The sequence below is a fragment of the Aliiroseovarius conchicola genome (genome assembly GCF_041403445.1).
GTDB classification, from domain to species: Bacteria; Pseudomonadota; Alphaproteobacteria; order Rhodobacterales; family Rhodobacteraceae; genus Aliiroseovarius; species Aliiroseovarius conchicola.
The window spans coordinates 40,407-61,915 of record NZ_JBGEHL010000010.1 but is presented as its reverse complement, the minus strand read 5'-3'; the positions used below and the strand labels follow the sequence as shown (position 1 = coordinate 61,915).

Annotated in this window: 17 protein-coding genes; 8 read left to right on the top strand and 9 right to left on the bottom strand. The window is 56.0% G+C overall.

The window, feature by feature from the left end; translation table 11 throughout:
* Window positions 1-76 precede the first annotated feature (76 nt).
* Genes V6N04_RS15030 through lptF form a run of 3 tightly spaced genes read right to left on the bottom strand, consistent with a single transcriptional unit; the run spans window position 77 to window position 4,490 of the window.
* Entirely contained in the window at window positions 77-2,233 is a 2,157-nt protein-coding gene (locus tag V6N04_RS15030; RefSeq protein ID WP_371171009.1) for an LPS-assembly protein LptD, read from the bottom strand.
* A complete protein-coding gene (gene lptG / locus V6N04_RS15025; RefSeq protein WP_371171008.1) occupies window positions 2,233-3,330 on the bottom strand; it encodes an LPS export ABC transporter permease LptG in 1,098 nt (365 codons plus the stop codon). The genes V6N04_RS15030 and lptG overlap by 1 nt, the downstream gene beginning before the upstream one ends.
* Complete coding sequence (lptF, locus tag V6N04_RS15020; RefSeq protein ID WP_371171007.1) at window positions 3,327-4,490, bottom strand: LPS export ABC transporter permease LptF; 1,164 nt, start codon at window positions 4,488-4,490, stop codon at window positions 3,327-3,329. Before lptF ends, lptG begins: the two co-directional genes overlap by 4 nt.
* Before the next feature lie 131 nt (window positions 4,491-4,621).
* Between lptF and V6N04_RS15015 the strand changes: the two genes are divergently transcribed.
* Together V6N04_RS15015 and V6N04_RS15010 are read left to right on the top strand one after the other, a co-directional pair.
* Window positions 4,622-6,094 (top strand): leucyl aminopeptidase, encoded by a 1,473-nt coding sequence (locus V6N04_RS15015; RefSeq protein WP_371171006.1) that lies wholly within the window; start codon window positions 4,622-4,624, stop codon window positions 6,092-6,094.
* Between the two features lie 4 nt (window positions 6,095-6,098).
* Window positions 6,099-6,611: a DNA polymerase III subunit chi gene (locus V6N04_RS15010; protein ID WP_371171005.1), complete on the top strand. Its 513-nt coding sequence runs from the start codon at window positions 6,099-6,101 to the stop codon at window positions 6,609-6,611.
* Window positions 6,612-6,638: 27 nt separating this feature from the next.
* Here V6N04_RS15010 and V6N04_RS15005 read toward each other — a convergent pair whose 3' ends face one another.
* From V6N04_RS15005 to V6N04_RS14995, 3 genes are all read right to left on the bottom strand, one after another.
* The gene (locus V6N04_RS15005; protein WP_371171004.1) at window positions 6,639-7,220 is read right to left on the bottom strand and encodes a retropepsin-like aspartic protease family protein; all 582 of its coding nucleotides are present in this window, start codon (window positions 7,218-7,220) and stop codon (window positions 6,639-6,641) included.
* A gap of 74 nt (window positions 7,221-7,294) precedes the next feature.
* Window positions 7,295-7,918: a MarC family protein gene (locus tag V6N04_RS15000; protein ID WP_371171003.1), complete on the bottom strand. Its 624-nt coding sequence runs from the start codon at window positions 7,916-7,918 to the stop codon at window positions 7,295-7,297.
* Between the two features lie 2 nt (window positions 7,919-7,920).
* Window positions 7,921-9,777 carry an ABC-F family ATP-binding cassette domain-containing protein gene (locus V6N04_RS14995; RefSeq protein WP_371171002.1) on the bottom strand — a complete coding sequence of 619 codons (1,857 nt, stop codon included), beginning with the start codon at window positions 9,775-9,777 and terminating at the stop codon, window positions 7,921-7,923.
* A 134-nt stretch (window positions 9,778-9,911) separates the two neighbouring features.
* Between V6N04_RS14995 and ndk the strand changes: the two genes are divergently transcribed.
* A complete protein-coding gene (gene ndk, locus V6N04_RS14990; RefSeq protein ID WP_260519041.1) occupies window positions 9,912-10,334 on the top strand; it encodes a nucleoside-diphosphate kinase in 423 nt (140 codons plus the stop codon).
* Window positions 10,335-10,448: 114 nt separating this feature from the next.
* Window positions 10,449-11,084 carry a hypothetical protein gene (locus V6N04_RS14985; protein ID WP_371171001.1) on the top strand — a complete coding sequence of 212 codons (636 nt, stop codon included), beginning with the start codon at window positions 10,449-10,451 and terminating at the stop codon, window positions 11,082-11,084.
* A 22-nt stretch (window positions 11,085-11,106) separates the two neighbouring features.
* Here the strand turns inward: V6N04_RS14985 and V6N04_RS14980 are convergent, their stop codons facing one another.
* The 3 genes from V6N04_RS14980 to V6N04_RS14970 form a co-directional block, all read right to left on the bottom strand.
* Window positions 11,107-11,439, bottom strand: a complete 333-nt coding sequence (locus V6N04_RS14980; RefSeq protein WP_371171000.1) for a TfoX/Sxy family DNA transformation protein — start codon at window positions 11,437-11,439, stop codon at window positions 11,107-11,109.
* A 457-nt stretch (window positions 11,440-11,896) separates the two neighbouring features.
* Window positions 11,897-15,769 (bottom strand): hypothetical protein, encoded by a 3,873-nt coding sequence (locus V6N04_RS14975; protein WP_371170999.1) that lies wholly within the window; start codon window positions 15,767-15,769, stop codon window positions 11,897-11,899.
* 175 nt (window positions 15,770-15,944) lie between these two features.
* A complete protein-coding gene (locus V6N04_RS14970; RefSeq protein ID WP_371170998.1) occupies window positions 15,945-16,880 on the bottom strand; it encodes a glycosyltransferase in 936 nt (311 codons plus the stop codon).
* A 289-nt stretch (window positions 16,881-17,169) separates the two neighbouring features.
* On the opposite strand from V6N04_RS14970, the gene V6N04_RS14965 reads away from it, so the two are divergent.
* From V6N04_RS14965 to V6N04_RS14950, 4 genes are all read left to right on the top strand, one after another.
* A complete protein-coding gene (locus tag V6N04_RS14965) occupies window positions 17,170-18,171 on the top strand; it encodes a glycosyltransferase family 2 protein (RefSeq protein WP_371170997.1) in 1,002 nt (333 codons plus the stop codon).
* Between the two features lies 1 nt (window position 18,172).
* Complete coding sequence (locus V6N04_RS14960) at window positions 18,173-19,420, top strand: glycosyltransferase family 4 protein (protein ID WP_371170996.1); 1,248 nt, start codon at window positions 18,173-18,175, stop codon at window positions 19,418-19,420.
* On the top strand, window positions 19,417-20,481 hold the full coding sequence (locus V6N04_RS14955; protein WP_371170995.1) for a sulfotransferase family protein: 1,065 nt from the start codon (window positions 19,417-19,419) through the stop codon (window positions 20,479-20,481). The genes V6N04_RS14960 and V6N04_RS14955 overlap by 4 nt, the downstream gene beginning before the upstream one ends.
* Window positions 20,482-20,570: 89 nt before the next feature.
* A complete protein-coding gene (locus tag V6N04_RS14950; protein ID WP_371170994.1) occupies window positions 20,571-21,503 on the top strand; it encodes an NAD-dependent epimerase/dehydratase family protein in 933 nt (310 codons plus the stop codon).
* Window positions 21,504-21,509: the final 6 nt, after the last annotated feature.

The following is a 21,509-nucleotide window of genomic DNA, read 5'->3' as shown; positions in this document are numbered from 1 at the left end:
TGTCCGTTCTGCTCTTCGTCATCTCAAACTCAATTTTGGCCAATTGGGACTAGCAAGCCCCGTCGTTCAACTGTTTCTAACCGTTGCATTGGTGCGAGGTTCTGCTGCGTGCGCCACCGAACCCGGTCAGTTCGACCTTAAAGCCGAAATCCGTCGTTGGCGTCACATTAGTCGAGGAAGTGAAACGACGCGAGAGGGAAAGATCGACAAAAACGCATTCATTTTGATAGCGAAGCCCCAATCCGGCGCGGGTGGCCTGTTCGGCTTCCAGATCGAAGCTACCGTCAAGTTCAAGCCGCCAATAGTCGCTGAACGAATAGGCCCCGTCCAGGCGCAGTTCGTGGGTGGGGGTCGGACGGTCTTCGGCCGCGTCCTCGATCACCCAAATATGGGCGGCGCTGATTTGGAAATCTTCGGTCATATACGCAGCGCGGGTTTCGGATTTTGTGACCCCAAGCCCGTCATCAACCAGTGCGCGCCCTTGTAAGGCAAAGCGCCCGCCGAAGTTTACATGCGCGCCCAAGAGCCAGTCAGACGAGGTGCCAGAAAGACCGGATGCATTGGTGAATTGGTCAAAACCGTCCTCGCGAAATACCCGGCCAGCGCCGAGGGTAAAAGCCCAGCCTGCGGGTGAATAGCGGGTCCAACTTAGACCCGCGGCTGCCCGAAACCCATCTTCGCGTCGGTCATTGCCGGGAAACCGCGAAAGGTCAAAAAGGTTAGCTTCATCGAATTCGACAAAAAAACTGTCTTCATTTGGAATGTCTGCGCCAACTTGCCGGGACCACGCCAATTGTACCACGGGCTCCAATATGTCGACCGTGCCTGCGCCGCTGACACGCGAGAGGGGCCAGCGCAGCGTTACGCTGGCTGATGGGCTGGAAAAGGTCTGGAGCGCGTCATATTGGTCGTCTTGCTGAATCCAATAAATGTTAGCTTCGACGCCGGCTTCGGCCTCCAAAATCAGACCGTAGGGCCCCACCCAGTCCTGCTGCCAGCTGGCCCCAGCTCCAAGCCGCGCCACATCGCGTCCGCGGCCTAATGTGCTGTCGTCGCTTTCACGAAAATACGCTTGCCATGAAAGTTGGGTTCGAATCTCACCATCGGTCCAGCTTGGAAAAAATCTGCGTTCGTAGAACGTGTCGATTTGGGCGAACGGCAGCGTGTCCGAAATCGGAAGCTCGCTTTCGCGCAGCGTATCATAACGGGTGATTCCGCCGAACACGAATTCGTCCCGGCGTGCGCGCATGACGTTCACCGCGTTTCGCAATCTGTCCTGATCGGAATAGACGTAGTCCAATAGATAGGTGGCGTCAGAAGTCTCTTGCAGTTCGAAGCTGAGCGTATAGTCGCGGGGCAGGGCGAATTGGCCTTCGCCGAACACATAGAACCGGGTTTTGCCGGGTTCGATACTGTCGCGGCTGATCGCGCCTTCAAACGCGATATCTCCGCTTTTGAAGGCCTGGCGATAACGCAGTTCCAATGTTGTGGTTTGCGAAGCGATAAACGGTGCAAGGGTAAGGTCAGCGTGATCACCCAGACGCAGGAAGAACGGGGCCGATATGCCGAAGCCAAGCGTCGTGCTGGTACGGATCTTGGGTGTCAAAAAGCCGGTGGCACGTTTGAGCGTTGGGTCGGGCAGGCGCAACCTCGGCAAATAAAATACGGGCACGTCCGCGACCCGGAACTGGGCATCGTGGAAATATAGCTGGCGTGCCTTTTCATCATGCACGACGCGGCTTGCCCGGATTTGCCAAAGGGGCACTGGGTTGGTTTTACATACATGGCAGGAAGAGGCCGCCACGCGGGTCATCTGTGTATAGCGATCGTCGATGCGATTGATTTGCGCTGCTGCGATCTGCAACTGATCGTCCAGAACCACGCGCGCGCTTTTCAGGATACCGTTGCGCAGGTCTGCGGATAACTCGGCAGCCTGAGCGACCAGCACAGTGCCATCCGGTTGGGTGATGGTAATCGGCCCCTCAATGAAGAGTTGATCGCTTGATCTGTCAAACCGCACCTGCGAGGCGGTCAGGCGGGTGCCCTGATAGAACACGACGACATTGCCTTGCGCAACGAGCGTGCCGCCACCTTCTACGCGAACGGAATCTGCAATTAAGCTGGCCTGCTGGGCCATTGCCGGAGCGCTGCCCACAATAGTGACCCCGGACCCAACAGCAAGAGCCAGCCAAAGGGCCGAGACACCGGATCGCAGATGGCGCGAAAAACTCATTAACCGTCCTCAAGATGTAAAAGTATGCCCATGGGCATCATGATCGCCGCAAGGGGGGGCACCCAAGCTGCCAGAATAATGGGGATCTGGCCATTCTCGCCCAGAATCTGTGCAAAATTCCGAATGAAATAGGCGCCAAACCCCATCATCAACGCCATCAAGACCATGACGCCAGTGCGGCCAAATCGGGTGTGCCGCATGGTGAACCCAGCGCCGATCAGCACCATGGCGACCAGAAAGACCGGCATGGCCAGCTCCATCTGGAACCAGACGCGGTGAGAGCGTGCGGAAAACCCTGCGGCTTCCAATTGTCTGATAAAACTAGGCATATCCCAGATCGAGATCGAGCTTGGTTTACCAAAGCTGTCGCGGATCTGATCCTGTGTCAGATTAGACGGCACGACATAGATGGGAAAAGCCTGAGCCTCGGTCTCTGGGTTGTCGCTGTTATCAAGGTCCCAGACTTTGGCGTTCGTTAATTCCCACTGACCGGGCACCAGACGGGCGCTGGTCGCATCAATACGTTCGGTCGGAGGACCATCAGGCGCGAAGGAATAAAAGGTAACACCGGTCAACTCGGTACCCTCAAGATCCGAGCGTGTGGCGCGGATCACGGTCTGGCCGTCCTCGTTGCCCTGACGCAGCCACACCCCGTTGGTCGAGATCGACAAAACCGACCCACCGGTTCCTTCATATTGCGCGGCAATGCGTTCGTATTTCTTGGATGTCGCCGCGGCGATTGGATTTCCGACTGCAACAGCGATGATACCAAAGATGAAAACAGTAAGCGCGGGGGATACCAATGTTGATAGCGCCGACCGACCTGCGGCGCGCGTGACCACCATCTCGGAGCTGCGCGATAGGCTGAGGAACATCCAAAGCGTTGAGAGGATGACGATCAGCGGAAGAATGCGATACATCCAGACTGGGGCATTCAACAAAGTCAATCCGAGGATATTCTGAAACCCGACCGCCGCAGTATCGAATTTGCGCATGCTCTCGACCATATCAAGCAGCACAAAAATCATGCCAAGCACAAAGAGCATCGTCAGAAACGCGAATAGGAACCGGCGCGCGATGTAGAAATGAAGCTTCATGTGGCGCCTCCGACCGGCAATTGACGCATCTCGCGCAAGGTTCGTCTGCGCCGGCGCATATCACGCGGCGAGGGGCGACTGGCCATCACCAGGACCACAATATTGAAGACTGCCCCAACGAGGGTGGCAACGTACACAAGCCATAGATTGCTTTCGGATCGGCGCGCGAGATCTAGCATCGTGTTGTCCAAGGTCTGCAACAGGGCCACGGCACCCAATGCAAATACGATCTGACGCCACAGCCCGAAGCGGCTGAAGCCCGCAACGATCAGCATCGAAAATCCGGCCATCGCCGTCACCACAGCGTAGAGCGCCTGCGCATTCCGGAAATGCCCTTCAGCGCGCAATGCAGAGCGGGTTTCGCCTGTTTCGGCCAAGGTGGCATCGGGCGGATCCAAAAGCTCGGGCGTGTAAATCTGTGACACGGTGCGTTTGCCAATCACCGGCCCCGACAGCAGGGCCGAGATGTCATATGTGAAGTTCTTGAACCCGGTGGTCGACAGACGTTGGCTATCCGTATCCAGCACCTGCGCCAATCCATCGAACATGATCAACCGTGGCCCCGCATCGGTGCGCAGGATCAGCGCTTTGCGGGCGGTATAGGTAAATTGCTGGTCCGGGGCGCGTTCGTCTGAAAGAAAGACGTCCTGCAGCTCACCCGCTGGGCTGATTTCCCGAATATAGAGCGTGATTCCATCCACAGGGTGTACGAAGCTTCCTTCGGTCAAAAAGCGCGCCGTGATGTTCTCGGCCACTTCTGCTTGCCGTTCGGCGAAACGCAGCTGGCTCATGGGAACCAAAACATGAGTTTGTATCAACATGAAGACCGCGGCGAAAATGCCAAAGACAAGCACGGGGCGGGCCAGACGGAAAGGACCGAACCCAGCGGCCTGCGCGACGACAAGCTCGCTTTCCGAATTTAGCCGGTTGGTCACGGAAACTGATGCTGCAAACGATGCAATCGGTATGATGAACACGATGACGCCGGGAACGATCATCGCCGAGAATTCCAAAAACACCAATGCGGTTTGCCCGTTGGCGATCAGCTGATCAAACAGCCGCACGGCGCGGTTCACCCAGAACAGCAAAACAAGCACCAGCCCGTAAAAGCCAAATAGCAAAATAAGCTGTGACAGCATATAGCGGTCGAATCTGGCCATTATTCCCTCGGTGAACCCCACATATTGTGGGTCAATTTCTAGCCGATCCCAACGCCGGGGAAAACTGCTATCTGGCCTTTCGTGGCAGGTCTGGCTAGGAATGGCAAAAGATTGCCTGAAAGGAATGTCCGATGACGACCCCGACCATGCCTGAATTTAGCGAAGTAACTCTGGATGATATCGGTGAACATGAGGGCCGCGTGGCCGTCGTTTTGTCCGAGCCCGGCAAGCTTCACCCCGCCGCCCGGCGGGTGAACAAGCTGATGCGGGGCGCGCTGTTGCGTTTCGCGGAAAGCGACGCGTTCGATGCAATGAAAGATGGCGATGCACATGATCTGGCATACCCAACGGGCATGAACGCCAAGGCAGTTCAGGTTGTTCGGTTGGCTCCGCGTGCGGATGTCACAGTCGCACGCAAGGCTGGGGGCGCGATCGGGAAGTCGCTGACAGATACGGATGTTCTGGTGCTGGCGGGTCCGGTCAAATATGCCGATGAACTGGCTTTGGGCGCGGTCTTGCGGGCCTATGCGTTTGATGACCACAAAAGCTCCAAGGAAGACGCAGCGCCGGGCAAGCTGCGGTTGATGGTGTCACGTGTCGACCAGTTTGACGGCGCGGCGGATCGTATCGCGGCGCAAAGTGAAGGCGTGTTCTTCACCCGCGACCTTGTGAACGAGCCTGCGAATGTTCTGACAACGACCGAGTTCGCAGACCGCTTGGTTGCCCTGAAAAGCCTTGGCCTGAAGGTCAAAGTGCTTGACGAGGCCGCGCTTGAAAAGCTGGGTATGCGCGCGCTGCTGGCGGTTGGGCAGGGGTCCGAGGCCCCCTCGAAAGTTGTCGTTATGGAATGGATGGGCGGCGAGAAAGACGTGGCCCCGCTGGCGCTTGTGGGCAAAGGCGTTGTCTTTGATACCGGCGGCATCAGCATCAAACCCGCGGCTGGCATGGAAGACATGACCATGGATATGGGCGGTGCCGGGACCGTCGCTGGGGTGATGAAAACTCTCGCCATGCGTAAGGCAAAGGCCAATGTGATTGGGCTTGTCGGTCTGGTGGAAAACATGCCCGATGGCAAGGCGCAGCGCCCTGGCGACATCGTGACCTCGATGAAAGGTGATACGATCGAGGTGATCAATACTGACGCCGAAGGGCGGCTCGTCCTGTGTGATGTCATGTGGTACGCGCAAGAGGAATACAAACCAGCCGGTATGATCGACCTGGCCACGCTGACCGGTGCGATCATTATTGGCCTGGGCCATGAAAATACGGGCGTCTTCTCTAACAATGATGCGCTGTGTGATGGTCTTCTGGATGCCGCCAAGGAAGAGGGTGAGGGCGCATGGCGTATGCCCATGGGTCCGGGCTATGATCAACTGATCAAGTCCCACAAGGCCGACATGAAAAACGTCGGTGGCCGCGCGGCTGGCTCTGTGACGGCCGCCCAGTTCCTTGGCCGTTTCGTCAAGGAAGATCAGCCTTGGATTCACCTTGATATCGCCGGCACCGCACAAGTGGCGCAGGATGGTCCGCTGGCACCAAAGGGCGCAACCGGTTGGGGTGTGCTGACGTTGAACCGTCTGGTTCAGGATATGTACGAGGTCTAAACCTATGTCCGAGGCGGCAAGCGAACCCGAAAGCGGGCGGGATGTGTCGGAAAAAGGCGCAGAGGTCTTTTTCTACCATATGACCCGCACCCCGCTTGAGGGTACGTTGCCGATCTTGTTGCAAAAATCTCTGGACGCGGGCTGGAGGGTCTGCGTCCGAGGGCAAAATATCGAACGTCTTCAGCGCCTTGACGAAATTCTATGGACCGGTGCGGAAGAAGGGTTTCTACCGCATGGGCTTGCTGGTGGTGCCCATGACGCGGATCAACCCATATTGCTGACCACATCCACCGAGGCGCTTAACATTCCAAACGCCCTAATTTCAGTTGACGGAGCCGAGGTGAACGAAGCCGACATGACGGGCCTAACCCGCGTGTCGGTGCTGTTTGATGGAAATGATGCAGATGCTGTGGCGCATGCGCGTGCGCAATGGAAGTCGGTCGTGGCGGCAGGATGCGTCGCCAAATACTGGAGCCAGGAAGACGGCCCATGGGCGATGAAGGCAAGCTCTGCCTGACAGTAAGCCCCGGCACGCCAGCGCTGCTTACCGTGTCAAAACCAGTTCGTCGCGGCCAATCTCGATCTTGTGGAAGCGCTGTAGATAGTCGTTGCCAAGCAGGGACCCCGGCATGTCACCGCCATTCACCCAAACCTCGACCTGACGATCACCGACGCCCAATAGGTCAACCTCATCAATGATCGCGGGGGCGGTGCGCACGACACCATTGGCGCTCATGGCGCGGCCAAAATATTGCAATCGATCCATGTCGACCCCGATCCGTGCTGCGTCTTCTTTGGTCAGCACGATCTGGCTGGCGCCGGTATCAACCACAAATTCGACAGGCTCCCCGTTCATCGTGATGGTCGCGTAGAAATGGCCGTCCTCGGCACGCGGTAGGGTGATCTGGCCCGTTTCTTGCACAATGCTTTGGCGTGGGACGATGTCATCGCGAATGTCCTGCCAAAGCCCGATACCTGCCAGCGCGCCCACGAAAATCAGCACCCAGATCAGCGCATGACGCACGGTCTGTCCTAGGTTCTGACGGCTTTCGGCAACGAAATATCCGCCCACCGCCACCAAAAGCAGCGCCAGATACAAAATGCGGCCATAGTCGTCGCCGGTCATTGCGGTCTCCGATTACTGTTCATCGATCTGATATAGGAACGGTGTGGGTTTTTGTCACCCGCCATGCACGCACGTTATCCCATCAGGCCGAAGTCGCGCAGTCCTTCCAGCACGAATTGCACGGCCAGTGCGGACAGAAGCATGCCAAGAATACGTGTGACGACTTTGATCCCCGTTTCGCGCAATAGGCGTTCTAGAAACGAGGACGCGATGAACAGAATAAGTGCGATCAGCAAGACCAATACCATCACCGTCATCGCCAGCCCGACACCCGAGAAGCCTTCGCCCTGACCCGACAACAAGATGACGGCTGTGATTGACCCAGGCCCGGCGATCAACGGCATCGCAAGCGGAAAGACCGACGGGTCATCGTCGCTGTCCACACCTTCCTCGGTCTGATCTTTGCGCCGTTTGGTGCGCCGCTCAAACAACATATCAAGCGCGGTCAGAAGCAGCAGGATACCTCCGGAAATCCGAAACGCCGCCATTGAGATACCAAGGAAACCCAGAACGCTTTCGCCTAAGAACGCAAACAGGGTAAGAATGACACCGGCAATGGCGCAGGCGCGTATGGCGATCGCCCGGCGCTTGTTTTCGGCCATGCCCTGGGTCAGGGCCATGAACATCGGTGACAATCCGATAGGGTCCATGACGACAAATAACGTGACGAAGGCTGGAATGAACAGATCAAGTTCCATTCTTAACCCTCTGCTCTTTCAAGTTTTTCCTGTGCGCGCAGCCACATTTCCTCGGCGCGTTCCAAGCCTTGATGCACCTCGGCATGCTTGCGCTGCCAGACGATAACCTCGTCTTTGCGTTCAGGCTCATAAAGCTCTGGATCGCCTAGTTTCTTGTCCAACTTGTCGCGCATTTCTTCCAGTTTCTGGACCCGCGCCTCGGCTTTGCGCAGCTCTGCGCGCAGGGCAAGGATCGTATCGCGATCCGCGCGTTTTGGCTTGGGCTTCGGTGCCTTAACCTTGGCGGGCTTCTTATCCTCGTCCGAGGACAAAAGCATCTTGCGATAGGTTTGCAGGTCTTCCTCGTACGGGTCGACATGCCCGTTTTTCACCAGCCACAAACGATCCGCCACCATGGACAGCAAATGCATGTCGTGGCTGACCAAAATTACGGCACCGCTATAGGTGGTCAGCGCTTCGACCAAAGCCTCGCGGCTTTCAATGTCCAAGTGGTTGGTCGGCTCATCGAGGATCAGCAAGTGCGGGGCGGGCAGTGTGGCGAGCAGCAGCGACAGGCGCGCCTTCTGACCGCCAGACAGCCGCCCGACCTCAGTGTCCGCCTGATCTGGCCCAAGACCAAAACTTGCCAGTCGCGCGCGCAGCTTCGCCTGGCCCTCGGCCGCACGTTCGCGCATCAGGTGTTGCAGGGGCGTTTCGTCGACATAAAGCTCGTCCACCTGATGCTGGGCAAAGAACCCGATGCGCAGCTTGTTCGAGGACACCATGTTGCCCTCCATCAGGTCCAGTCGGCCCGACAAAAGCTTCGATAGCGTGGATTTTCCTTCACCATTGCGCCCCAACAGTGCGATCCGGTCGTCTTGATCAATACGAAGGTTCAGATTGCGCAAAACGACGGTCTCGCCATAGCCCACAGCCGCCTTTTCTGTGGCGATAATGGGCGGCGACAATTCCTCGGGCTTTGGGAAGGTGAACACGGTACGCGCGGCATCTTCTGGCGCGCGAATGGTTTCCATTTTCTCTAGCGCCTTCACACGTGACTGGGCTTGCTTGGCCTTGGAGGCTTTGGCTTTAAAACGGTTCACAAATGCTTGTAAATGCTCGCGTTTCGCGTCTTGCTTCTTCGCTGCTGACGCCATCAGAGCCCGTTTCTGTGCGCGCTGCTTGGCAAACATGTCATAGGTGCCGGTGTAGTAAATCAGCCCCTTGTCTTCGAGGTGTAGAATACCACCAACCGAGCGGTTCAACAGTTCGCGGTCGTGCGAAACGATCAGGACCGTGTGGGGGTATTTGACCAGATAGGCCTCAAGCCACAACGCACCTTCAAGGTCCAGATAGTTGGTCGGCTCGTCCAGCAACAGAAGGTCAGGCTCGGAAAACAGCACCGCCGCCAAAGCCACCCGCATCCGCCACCCGCCCGAAAACGCCGAGCAGGGCATTTGCTGTTCGTCATGAGTAAAGCCCAACCCCTTCAGGATCGAGGCTGCGCGCGCCTCGGCCGACCAAGCGTCAATGTCAGACAGGCGGGTCTGAACCTCGGCGATGCGGGTCGGATCGGTGGCGGTCTCAGCTTCCTGCATCAAGGCTTCGCGTTCCGTGTCCGCGCGCAAGACCGTGTCGATCAGTGACACCTCGTTGCCGGGCACCTCTTGGCTGACCCCGCCGATTTTCCAGCCCTTGGGCAATGATACCGAGCCGGTGTCCAGCACCATCTCGCCGCGAATGATCTTGAACAACGTGGTTTTGCCAGAGCCATTGCGCCCCACCAGACCCACTTTGTGGCCTGTCGGAATGGTCACCGAAGCGTTTTCGACCAAGGTGCGACCAGAGATGGAATATGTGATGTCTGAAATTCTAAGCATGGCCACCATGTGCCTGAGCATTGAGGGGGCGTCAATCGCCGCTTTTCAAAACGCCGATCCCATGTTACGGGGGCGGCAAATCACACGTGCATCGGGGCAGGGGTCCCGCTGCCTCAAAAGCAAAAGGGACCGACATGGCCATTCAACGCACTTTCTCGATCATCAAACCCGATGCCACCAAACGCAACCTGACCGGCAAAATCGCGGCCAAGTTCGAAGAAGCTGGTCTGCGCATCGTCGCCTCCAAGCGCATCCAGCTGACCCTGGCACAAGCACAGCAGTTCTACGGCGTACACGCCGAGCGCCCCTTCTTCGGCGAACTGTGCGAATTCATGATCTCTGAGCCAATTGTTGTTCAGGTTCTGGAAGGCGAAGACGCCATTGCGAAAAACCGCGAAGTTATGGGCGCAACCAACCCAGCTGACGCTGCCGAAGGCACCATCCGTAAAGAGTTCGCTCTTTCGATTGGCGAAAACTCGGTCCACGGTTCAGACGCACCAGAAACAGCCGCAGAAGAAATCGCATTCTTCTTCTCGGGTCTTGAACTGGTCGGCTAAGCTTAGCTGTTAGGATGACGGAAGGCCGTTCGAGGGAACTCGGGCGGCCTTTTTCTTTACCTTTTCGATATTACCGTTAGCTTGATTGTGGCGAATACCTAGAGGTGATTTCAATTGAAGCAAGTAGTTCCGAAGTTGGTTGTCATTGGCTCAGTTGCCTTGTCATTGCTTGCTTCCTGCAAAGATGTATCACTCACGAATAAAGTGCTGACTTTTAAGGAAGACGTAAGAAACATTGAGTTGATCATCCATCGTTACGTTGGCACCGACGAAGACGGTGCTGGATTTGAGATGGAACTGAAAAATCCAGACGCTGCGGAGTTTTGCACCACGCAGTCGGTCGAGTATGCAATGTTTGTTAATCTTCGGGATGCGTCTTCAAAGAAGCACATATTTTACGGCCCCGAGTTACCGCCCCCCAATCCTGATACTCGCCGAAGCACCACCAAATTGGAAGATTTACCACTCTGGTCACAGGAGCGACCTCCGTCAGGGCCATATCGGCTAAGCTCCTATCAAACAATTGTAAGGTCGGGTGTCTACGACAACGCATTCACAAAGAACGAGAAATTCCGAATGGAGCCCTTTGAACCTGGGAATCCTGTTTTAGTTGAAGGCGGTCTCACGATTTACCCATGTAGTTTTAAAAATATGAACGATGCCATCAGAGCCAAAAAAGTGGTAAGCCTTTCTGCATCGCTAGGGAAGCCGGTTAGGGTTGGGCGTGAGATGTTTGTCCATACATACTGACGGATTGATTGATGCCACCAAACTATCTTGATCGCACCCCAATCTCATCCAAGATCGCTTCCATCTTGTCTTTTAGGGGGGTGTTCGCGCTGGCCTCGGACTTGATCGCATCAAAGCGCGCGCGCAACTCGTCCTTCTCTTTGCCTTTGCAGTCATTCCACGGGCGGCCCTGCAGCCCCATGACCATGGCGTAATATCCGATGAAATGTGGACGAGAGCCCGCAGCCAGAAGGCGGCGATAAGCTTCATCGGCGCCCATCTCTCGCAACTCATCCGCCGAGCGGATACCGGCACGAGCGAAGGAAATATCCGACGCCGGTCCAAGATTGCGTATGGACGAAACAGGATCAGTCATGACCCTAAGCTAAACGTGTTGTCCGCAGGTTAAAACCCGTCAGATACTGGCCCAGTCCGTGAACACCACAGCGGGTGTCTCGGGTTCCTCGGTCTTCGTTCTGTCAGTTTTCGGCGGTGTTTGTTGTCGAAGATAACGAACGACACGTTTCGGTGTTTTAATCTGTTTATTCTTTGTTTTATCAATCATTTCCCCACTCCAGATACTGAGGTTCGCGCCACTAATTGACGCACCAGTTTCCCCACCAGAGACCTTTCGGTAAGACTACATTAACAGAAATTAACGCAACGCAGTGAATAAATATTACGTGAATAGGTCGCCAGGAGTAATAATGTGGCGCGGCGGCCACAAGTGAGGTCCTAGGATGGCCGCCTGAAGTTCGGTCAGGATCGGACGAGATAGTTTGGCATGGCCTCCGAGGTCCCACAAGATTCCGATCAGCAACGTATTTAAGTGGCTAGATCCACAGGAGCGAGTCTTCGAGCTGCCCCAAGTCGACGATGCCGTCTATCAGAAGCGTGTCACCGTTTCCAAAATCAAAGTATGCGCCCTCTGATGTGACTTCGCCGAAACTAAGGATGTCTTGATCGGATATGTAATCTGTATCCAAGCTCGCCGCATGGACTTGAACTCGATCACTGCGGGGGTCGAAATCACGTATGTTGTCCATTCCATCGACATAGACAAAATGGTCGGCATCGCTGCCGCCGATATAGGTGTCGTTTCCAGAGCCGCCGAACAACCGGTCCGTACCGGGACCACCATTCAGATAATCATTTCCGTCGTTGCCAAATAACCAGTCACCGCCACCTTCGCCAAACAAGAAGTCGTCGCCGTCGTAGCCACGCATAATGTCATTGCCCCACGACCCAAAAAACTGGTTGGACTGACTGTCACCGTTGAGCTGATCGTTGTAACGGGATCCAAGCAGGTTTTCGATGCTGTGGAACCGGTCCCCCGCCATGCTCCCTGCGCCTACCCCGTCGGTAAGCCACACATAGGCAGGCGCAGCATTCCAAGTCATGACGACTGTGTCGAAGCCAGTGCCTCCCGCGAAGAGTTCTCCACCTGGTCCCGCGCGAAGGGTATCGTTGCCATCCTGACCAAACAGCATGTCGGCGCCGCGACGGCCGTAAAGTAGATCATTGCCCGCTCCGCCAAAAATAGCGTTTGCGATCCCGTCGCCATAAAGCTGATCGCCGCTGCTGCTGCCCGTAATATTTTCAAACGAACTGATCCGGTCGTGCTTGGCCGCACCCCATGTATAATTGTTGGAAAGGTCGACTCCGACGGCCTGCGTAAAGCTTGCATAGCTGACGGTATCCCGACCCGCTCCACCGTCAAGGACGTCGCCGCCTGGACCTCCGTCAAGCGTGTCATTGCCAGATTGACCCCACAATGTGTCTGACGCTGCGCCGCCGTAAAGGACGTCGTGGCCAACGCCCCCCAGCAGGAAGTCGTGACCGGCGTCGCCATACAGTATATCGTTGCCCCAATTGCCCTTGATCAGATCATTGCCACCATTCCCGGCGAGGCGATCATCACCGTAGGTCCCGGTGAAATCGTCGTTGCCAGCACCCCCAATCACCGACTCGATCGAGTGATAACTGTCCCCGTGGCCTGCATGTCCACCTTGCCTTGATACAAGATTGACAGTGACCCGCCACGTCGCCGTCGAATAGTCGACCGTGTCCAAGCCCGTACCGCCGGAATAGTGGTCAAAGCCCTGACTGTGGTGGAAGTGATCGTCACCACTTTCGCCGAACAAAGCATCGTTTCCGGCACCGCCGTTTATGTGGTCATCGCCGGCGCCGCCTTCCAACCGGTCATTCCCCCCGCCACCGTCAAGCGAGTCGTCGCCCTCCCAGCCGCGCAGCAGGTTAGCGGCATCGTTTCCGCTGAAGGTGTCGGCAAACGAGCTGCCGATCAGGGTTTCGATTGATGTGAAGCTGTCGCCCTGCGCGGCGCCCGACGTGAGCCCCGTCCCAAGATGGACATTTGCGCCTTGGCTGGCCTTTCTATACGTCGCGCTGTCCTGGCCACTTCCGCCGTCCAGGATATCGGCGCCGTCACCGCCATCGAGTTCATCGTTCCCGTCACCGCCTTTGATGAGATCGTTGCCGGTTCCCCCTTCGATAAGATCATTGCCATTTCCACCGTAAAGCTTGTCGGCCCCATTGTGTCCCTCGATCAGGTCGTTGCCCGCTCTGCCGTGAATGGTGTTGCCGGTGGCATTGCCCACTAGAACATCGCCGAAGTTTGAACCGTCAAGACTTTCGACGCTGGTGAGCGTATCCCCGGCTGCGCCTCCGGACGTTTCGCCCGTGGTCAGGGAGACCTGAACAGCTTGGCCTGACAGCGCGTAGGATGCGGTGTCGTTGCCGTTTCCGCCTGCCATGTGGTCAGCCCCTGCGCCGCCATGGAAGATGTCATTCCCACCGCCACCGTTCAGTACGTCGTCGCCCCCGTATCCGAATATTGTGTCATTGCCGTTGTTGCCGTTGATCACATTTGCCGCGTCGGTCCCACCGAGTGTATCGCTGTAATCTGAACCAGCGAGGTTCTCGATAGAGTTCAGGACGTCTCCGGCTGCAGCACCGCCAAACTGGTTTGACGTTAGATTTGCCAACACACTTTCGGTTGCGTTGGCAAATGAGACCGTATCTTGACCGTCCCCTCCGTTGTAGATGTCTGCTCCTAGCGATGACAGCATCAGATCGTCGCCGCCCATGCCGTTAAAGGTTTCCGTGCCCTCATCGCCCTGCAGGATGTCCGCGTTCTCGGTGCCGTTTACAACTTCGGGGATATGGCGGAAACCGCTTGGTGGCCGATTGAGCGCCAACAAATCAGCCGTGGTAAAGTGAGATGCATCAAGCGATCCGCCGCCCGCCCGGTGGACATGCAGGACCTCGTTCCGATAGGTCAGGGTCGCGCCCCAAGAGGCTGACTGCACGCTGATCTGACGGGCGTCGTAAAGCATGAAATACCCCGACAGATCAATGCGATCCACACCGGGGTCGAAATCAGTGATTGTGTCGACCATGTCGTCCGCCGACAAGACAAACACGTCCCTTCCACTACCGCCGGTGAGCGTATCGATTCCGGCGCCATCCAACAATATGTCGTCCCCGCCTAGGCCCTGGACGACATCGTGCCCGGATGCACCACCAAGGATATCATTACCCCCTGTGCCGGTGGTTGGGCCACCGCCACCGCCCCTCAGTTCTGTTTGCCCAATGGGGCCAAGGTCAATCTCGAAGCTTGTGATCCCGGCCTCGGTCTCGCTGCTCGCAAAGACACGGATGTCGCCGTCGACATAGGCCGCAGACAGCGCCGAGATATTCTGTAGCGAAGTGTTGTGGGTGTCATATACAGTATCAAGAAGCACCAATTGGCCGTTCGGCGCGACAACAAAAAGGGAAAGACCATCGTCTGCGCCACCCGCCACGACGTATAGTCGATCACCAACCTGCACCGAGGCAAGCTCCGTTACACTTGAAAATCGTGTCATCAAGCTGTCGATTACGTGATCGACTGGCTTCATTGTGCCGTCACTATGCACTTCCAAAACTGTAAGGGATGAGGTTCCGGCGCTTGCGAGCACAACATATTGTTGTCCGGCGACCTGTCCTGCGACGAGCGCGTTGGGAGCCGCGACCGGTAGATAGGCATCTGCGCTGAAACTCGTTACCTCTGTGGGGGTGCCGGTCGAATCCAGCAGATAGCTTTTAATACAATTCGTGGTCTGACATGCGGCGACGAGTATGGTTTGACCGTCTAGGCCAATGGTGAGCATGTCGACGATGTCGGCCGATGGGTTCGCGCCGCCGGAGCTATAGGTCTCTACAAGGCTGAACGTGTTGGTTGCATCAATCGTGTAGTGATTGAACCCGTTGCTACGGGCGTTTGCGCCGTACACATGTGTAGTGCCGTCGATTTCAGTTGCGATGACGGCAGACAAAAAGCCGTAGCCACCAGTCCCCCAATTCAGGGCAGTCGTCGCACCGAACGAGCCGTCAGCCCCGATCGCGATCCCGTCGAGTGTCCAGTCATATCGACCATAAGCGACGAAGTTGGACTGACCAGAATAGTTTAGAAACGAAATCGCTGCGTGGGGGGACGACATTTCGGTGAAAGTATAGCCGTGCTGAGCTGTCAGACTCGGGATAGCCGCCGATGTCACAGAAAAGACCATCGCGCCGCCACCCGCGCCCGAGGTCGTATATAGATAGATGCCGCTGCCGATATTCGCGACCGCCATATCTGTTATGTTTGCCGTATACTCCAGACCCGGGCCAGAAATGACCCCGGTAAACCCAAAACTGGTCACCACAACCCCCAATTTTCACCCATGCAAACGATGTTGCGAGGTTGAATTTGAGGTGGAAGTCTTAAGGATGACTTGAAAATTGCGCCCTTCGGTGGGCTAAAGCACTTACAGTTTATAATTAACAAGTGAACGCGGTCTTAATGCCCCTTGCCATAGCGGCGGGGTGTGCGTTTCTTCAAATGCGTCGCGTGAAGGTCGCGAACCACAAAGCCGCAGTGCTGGCGTTGGTCTGACGATACAACCCGAGACGAGAGAGGCAGCGCAAACGCTGAAGGAGGGGCAAATCATGCAAACTGGCGAAGTCCTCAAGAACGCCCCGATTTTCGTCGGAGAACCTGTGGGCCGAGCACCGCATCGCGGCAACGTTAATCTTGTTCCATTTCGTGTAGGTGCCGCTCAGCAACATCGCAATGCGTTTGGCTTTTGCCCGTTTGCTGTCATTTGCACCGATTTGATTGACCTGATGTTGACGGTAAAGAAGCGCGGGCTCATCGTCATGGATAAGCTGGCCCCCGGCACCCGACATAATCTGATACGCCCACCAGTCGTGTATTACGACCTCGTTTGCCTCGTGTGCTGCGCCCGCCAACAGATGCGCGCCGGGTTGGTTAAGGACGATGGTGTTGCCGGCAGCGACGTTCTGGACCAGTGCATTTCGAAACCCAAGCGGGCGTGGGCGAGGGGCGGAAAGGCGTCGCCCCTCCAGTGCCTCATCCGTGATCAGAGTGCGGCTGCAGAAAAGGGCAGGGCGGCCCGGGTCGGCCGCCTTGAGCATGGTGACCGCGCGTTCAAGCTTCTTAGGTAGCCAGACATCATCTTGATCACAAAATGCAGCCCAGCTGTTTGCGACGGCATGGTTAGGAAGCCGCTCGATCAGGGACATGAAATTCGCAGCGGCTCCGTTCTGGGGGCCGTCCAACACGGTCACCTTATGCCCTTTATCCGCAAATTGATTTGCAATAGCGCGCGTGTCATCGGTCGATCCGTCGTCACTGATCAATATGGACCAGTTTCGATAAGTCTGGTTTTCGATGCTGTTAAGCTGCTCGGCCAGATTGAGTGCGCCGTTATATGTCGCCAGAAGGATGGTGACATGTGGGGATGAGGACATTTTCGGTTGAACTCGCGCTGTTGGACTTTTTTGCAGATAACGTGCATCAGCGGCATTGGCAAACAATTCGGGTACAGGTTGGACGTCTGCGGTCGCCCACGTGGTGGATGGGGCTCAGCAGGGGCGCAAACTCGGATGTTGTCAGGGGGGCTGTGTTGGGTTAGGTCACACGCGAGGGTTTATTCACATCCAAGCCAGTGACGGCGACGGGTGTTTGCCATCTTTCAACCGGGCACGCGTCTACCTACCGGCTTCCGCTGGACGACGTGAAAGAACAAGAGACGATCAATTGGAACAAGAATCGACCCCGACAGTCACTTCCGATCCCGCCTTGGGTCCTGATAGCGTGTCAGTTATTATCCCTGTGAAAAATGGGCAGCCTCATTTTGCCGAGGTCTGCCAAATGCTCGCACAACAGGACTATCATGCTCCATTCGATGTAATCTGTATTGACAGCGGTTCTACCGACGGTTCGGACCAAATTGCTGAAGCACACGGGTTTCGCCTTGTTAGGATTGCATCAACCGATTTTGGGCATGGCAAGACCCGCAATTTTGGGGCCGAGCAAAGCCAGGCTGACTATCTTGCCTTTATTACCCATGATGCCATTCCGAATAATGCGAACTGGTTGGCAAACCTAATCAGGCCCATGCTTGATGACCAGAAGGTGGCCGGCGTGTTTTCAAGACACCTTGCCCACAATGATGCAGATCCGTTCATCACTTGGGAGCTAGAGCAGCATTTTAAGGGCTTGGCGGATTTCCCGGTGGTCGAGATCACGGATCGTGCGGAATATGACACGAATGAGGGGCTGCGACAGATCTATCATTTCTATTCAGACAATGCATCGGCAATGCCGCGCCGTATCTGGACAGATCATCCGTATCCCGATGTACAGTTTGCCGAGGACCAGATATGGGCAAAAGAGATTGTCGAGGCAGGGTATAAGAAGGCCTTTGCTTTTGATTCCGTCGTTCGCCATTCTCACAGTTTTGGACCCTTTGAAACGTTGCAGCGGAGCTTTGACGAATCCAGGGCATTTCGAAAACTGTTCGGATACCGCTTAAGTCGAAGCCTAGGAAACGTCTTCAAGAGCTCGCTGTACCTGGTTAAGCGGGATATCGGACTGGCCGTGAAAAATGGATGGTGGAAAACGCACCCTGCCAAGACAGTTTCAAGGTTCTTCGAATCCTTCGCGCGCCCACTGGGCCACTATCTCGGCGCCCGTGACCGACTGCCCACTGGCTTAACGCGAAAGCTGTCGCGTGATGATTGGATAAGGAATTTGTGACGTGGTAGACATTCGAAACGCGACAGCAAAGTTCGCGCGCATTGTGAAACAACATGGCGTTCGAAGCGCGCTTGTCGCCGTCCACAGACGTTTAGTGCATGGTGGGTCAAAGGCCCCAACGGGCGCCTCGGGAAAAATTGACTTCATCAGTTATTACAATAACATCCTTGGATACCCCCATGGCGATGAGTTTACGACTGATGGGGTCGCGGATAACACTATTCAGTGGGTCATTCCCAATTTCGGTTTTGGGTCCGGCGGACATCTGAACATCTTTCGGTTTATTAATATGCTGTCCGAAAGGGGATTTAACCAGCGGTTGGTGATTTTACCTCCGTATGACTGGGAAACGTCAGAAAAAGCGCGCGCAGCTATTGAGGATTGGTACTTCCCGGTTCATGCAGAAATTGCATTGGGCGTTGATGGGTTTGCGCCGTCGGCGGTCACATTCGCGACCGGATGGCAGACGGCCTATTGGGTGGCCAAACATCGCGGCAGCCGTGATAAGTTCTACTTTGTCCAGGATTTCGAGCCATATTTCTTCCCGGTTTCGTCCGAGTACACACTGAGTGAAAACACCTACAAGCTCGGGCTCAAGGGGATCACCGCAGGGTCGTGGCTGTCCGGGAAGCTTTCCGATGAGTATGGTATGGAATGTGGGGCTGTGTCGTTCGGTGTAGACAAAGAGTTTTACCAGCCACGCCCACGCCGTGACACTGACACGTTCAACATCATCTTCTATTCGCGGCATGTCACGCCGCGCCGGTACTTCGAGATTGGTCTGGTCGCGTTGGCGCGCGTTTGTGAGGCGCGCCCTGATGTATCGGTGACCTTCGTCGGTGGTGACGTCAGTGGTGTTGAGATACCTTTCAAGCATGTCAACAGTGGCGAACAGAAGCTCGATGCGCTGCCTGATTTGTATTCACAAAGCGACCTCGCACTCGTTCTGTCCGGCACGAACCTATCGCTGCTTCCGTTGGAGATTGCGGCCTGCGGCTGTCCGGTCATCATGAACGACTCCGCATCCGCTCGATGGTTGCTACCCGACGGGGCGGCCTTTTACTCGGCCGTCGACCCGGATGCGATGGCGCAAGAGATATTGCGCCTGATTGACGACGAGACGCTGCGTCAACAGACCGCCCAACGAGCGCGTGATATAGCGCTCACGTCATCCTGGCAGTCCGAAGGCGACCGTTTCGTCGAGCTGTTGTCGCAGTTAAGGGCCAGACCCACGAAAGGTAACTCATGACCCGCAAAATTGTATTCGTCGTCGGTATGCACCGCTCTGGGACGTCGCTCACCATGCAGGCACTTAGCGCAATTGGCGCAAAACCTGGTGGCGCGATGATCGCCGGCGATGATCACAACATGAAAGGCTATTGGGAAGCCTCGGATATTGTTGCCTTTCATGACGAGTTACTTAGCCAGTTGGGCCGAGGTTGGGGGCTGCCAGAGCACGTGATACCAGTATCTCCCGACTGGTTTGCCACGGGCCAGGCATTGACATCCCGGTCGCAGGTGCGCGCGCTGCTAGAGGAGCGATTGGCAACTTTGTCAGACGACGACGTGCTTGCCATTAAGGACCCGCGCATGTCGCTGTTCTTGCCGCTTTGGATCGACGCGGCCAAGGATCTGGGTGTCGAACCGCGCGTGATCATCTGTATGCGTCATCCGGTGGCGGTCGCGAACAGCCTTCAGAAGCGGGATAAGACCGGCGAAGAGATAAGCATGGCGCTCTGGTTGACGTATTCGGCGTCGAGCTTGGTAAACGCACAGGACGTTCCTGTGTTTATGAGCCAATACAACGAATGGCTTGATGACAATGTCAACGCTATGACCCGGTTGGGAGGGTTCGTTGGGCTTGATGTGTCGAATGTCGATGATCCATTCGATGATTCTATGGTCAACAATGTGGATGAAGGAGAGCCTTCAAATGCACTCGTGGCGCGTTGGTGGCACGACTTGTCTTCTGTCTCAGGCGGTGACGCTGTCCCGACCAAGATGGTTGAGCGCGCGCGGGGGATAGTTGAGAATGCTGAGTTGATGTCTGTTCTTGCGACATCTATTCGATCCGAAGTTGGGGATACGGCGACGTTTGCCGCCAAGCGCGATCTTGAGGCTTATCGCACCGGTTTTGCTGACCTGCTTGAAAAACACAATGCCCTTGGTGAGGAACGCGACACTTTGGCAGCCCGGGCACAGGAATTGCTTGAAGCCTATCAAACGTCGGCGGCATCGCGCGAGGATTTGATGCGGGACTACCTGAAGGTTCCTGCGGTTATTCGGCGACTGACCCGTCTTAGAAAATAGGCGTATTGACAAGTTGTGTGCGCAAACGCGTTATGGTGTGACTATCTGGTGGGATCCTCGATCCCCAAAGATCAATTCAGGTGAGTATCATGGCGGCATCTACTAATTTGGTCATCGGCGGCAGCGGATTTATCGGCAGAAATCTAGTACAGAAGTTGCTGGATGACGGGGCTGAAGTGCGCTCGCTTGATCTCGGTCCAAGCGGGATTTCTCATGATCGGTTGTCAACGTGGTCTGGCAGTTTTTTGCAACAGGAATTGCTCCGAGAGGCGTTGACGGGTGTGGACACGGTCTTTCATCTGGCCGCGACGGCCATGCCGCGGGAAGCGGACATAAATCCCTATCGCGATTGCTTAGACAATGTTGGTGGCACGTTAGGTGTTTTGGACGCAGCACTGGCGGCTGGCGTGAAGCGGATTGTTTTCTCGTCGTCGGGGGGCACGGTATATGGCCCGACCGACATGGTCCCCATCAAAGAAGACCACGTTACTCACCCGATAAACGCATACGGCGTTTCAAAACTGGCGTGCGAAAAGTACCTGCGGCTTTACAATGGGCGCGAGGGCAAAGACGGGCCGATCTCGACTCTATCACTGCGGATTGCCAATCCCTATGGGCAACACCAGAACATAAAAAAGGCGCAGGGCGCGCTGACGACCTTCTGTGCCAAGGCGGCTGAGGACGAAATGATAACGATCTGGGGGGACGGCGAGGTCGAACGCGACTTTATTCATGTCCGGGATGTTGCTGACGCGTTGGAGGTTGCGGGGAAGTCGGATGTCTCGGGGACCGAAATCAACATCGGGTCTGGTCAGGGCACGTCACTGAACACATTAATTGCAGAAATCGAAGCGGTGCTGGGGCGCAAAGTCAGATGTGATTATCAGGCAGCACGTGCAATTGATGTGAAGCGGAATTATTTGGATATTTACAAGGCCAAGACGCAATTGGGTTGGTCGCCCACCACCGCGCTCAATGACGGAATTCGCGAACTGATAACGGGATTTTTGCAACCGGGCTGACCGCGT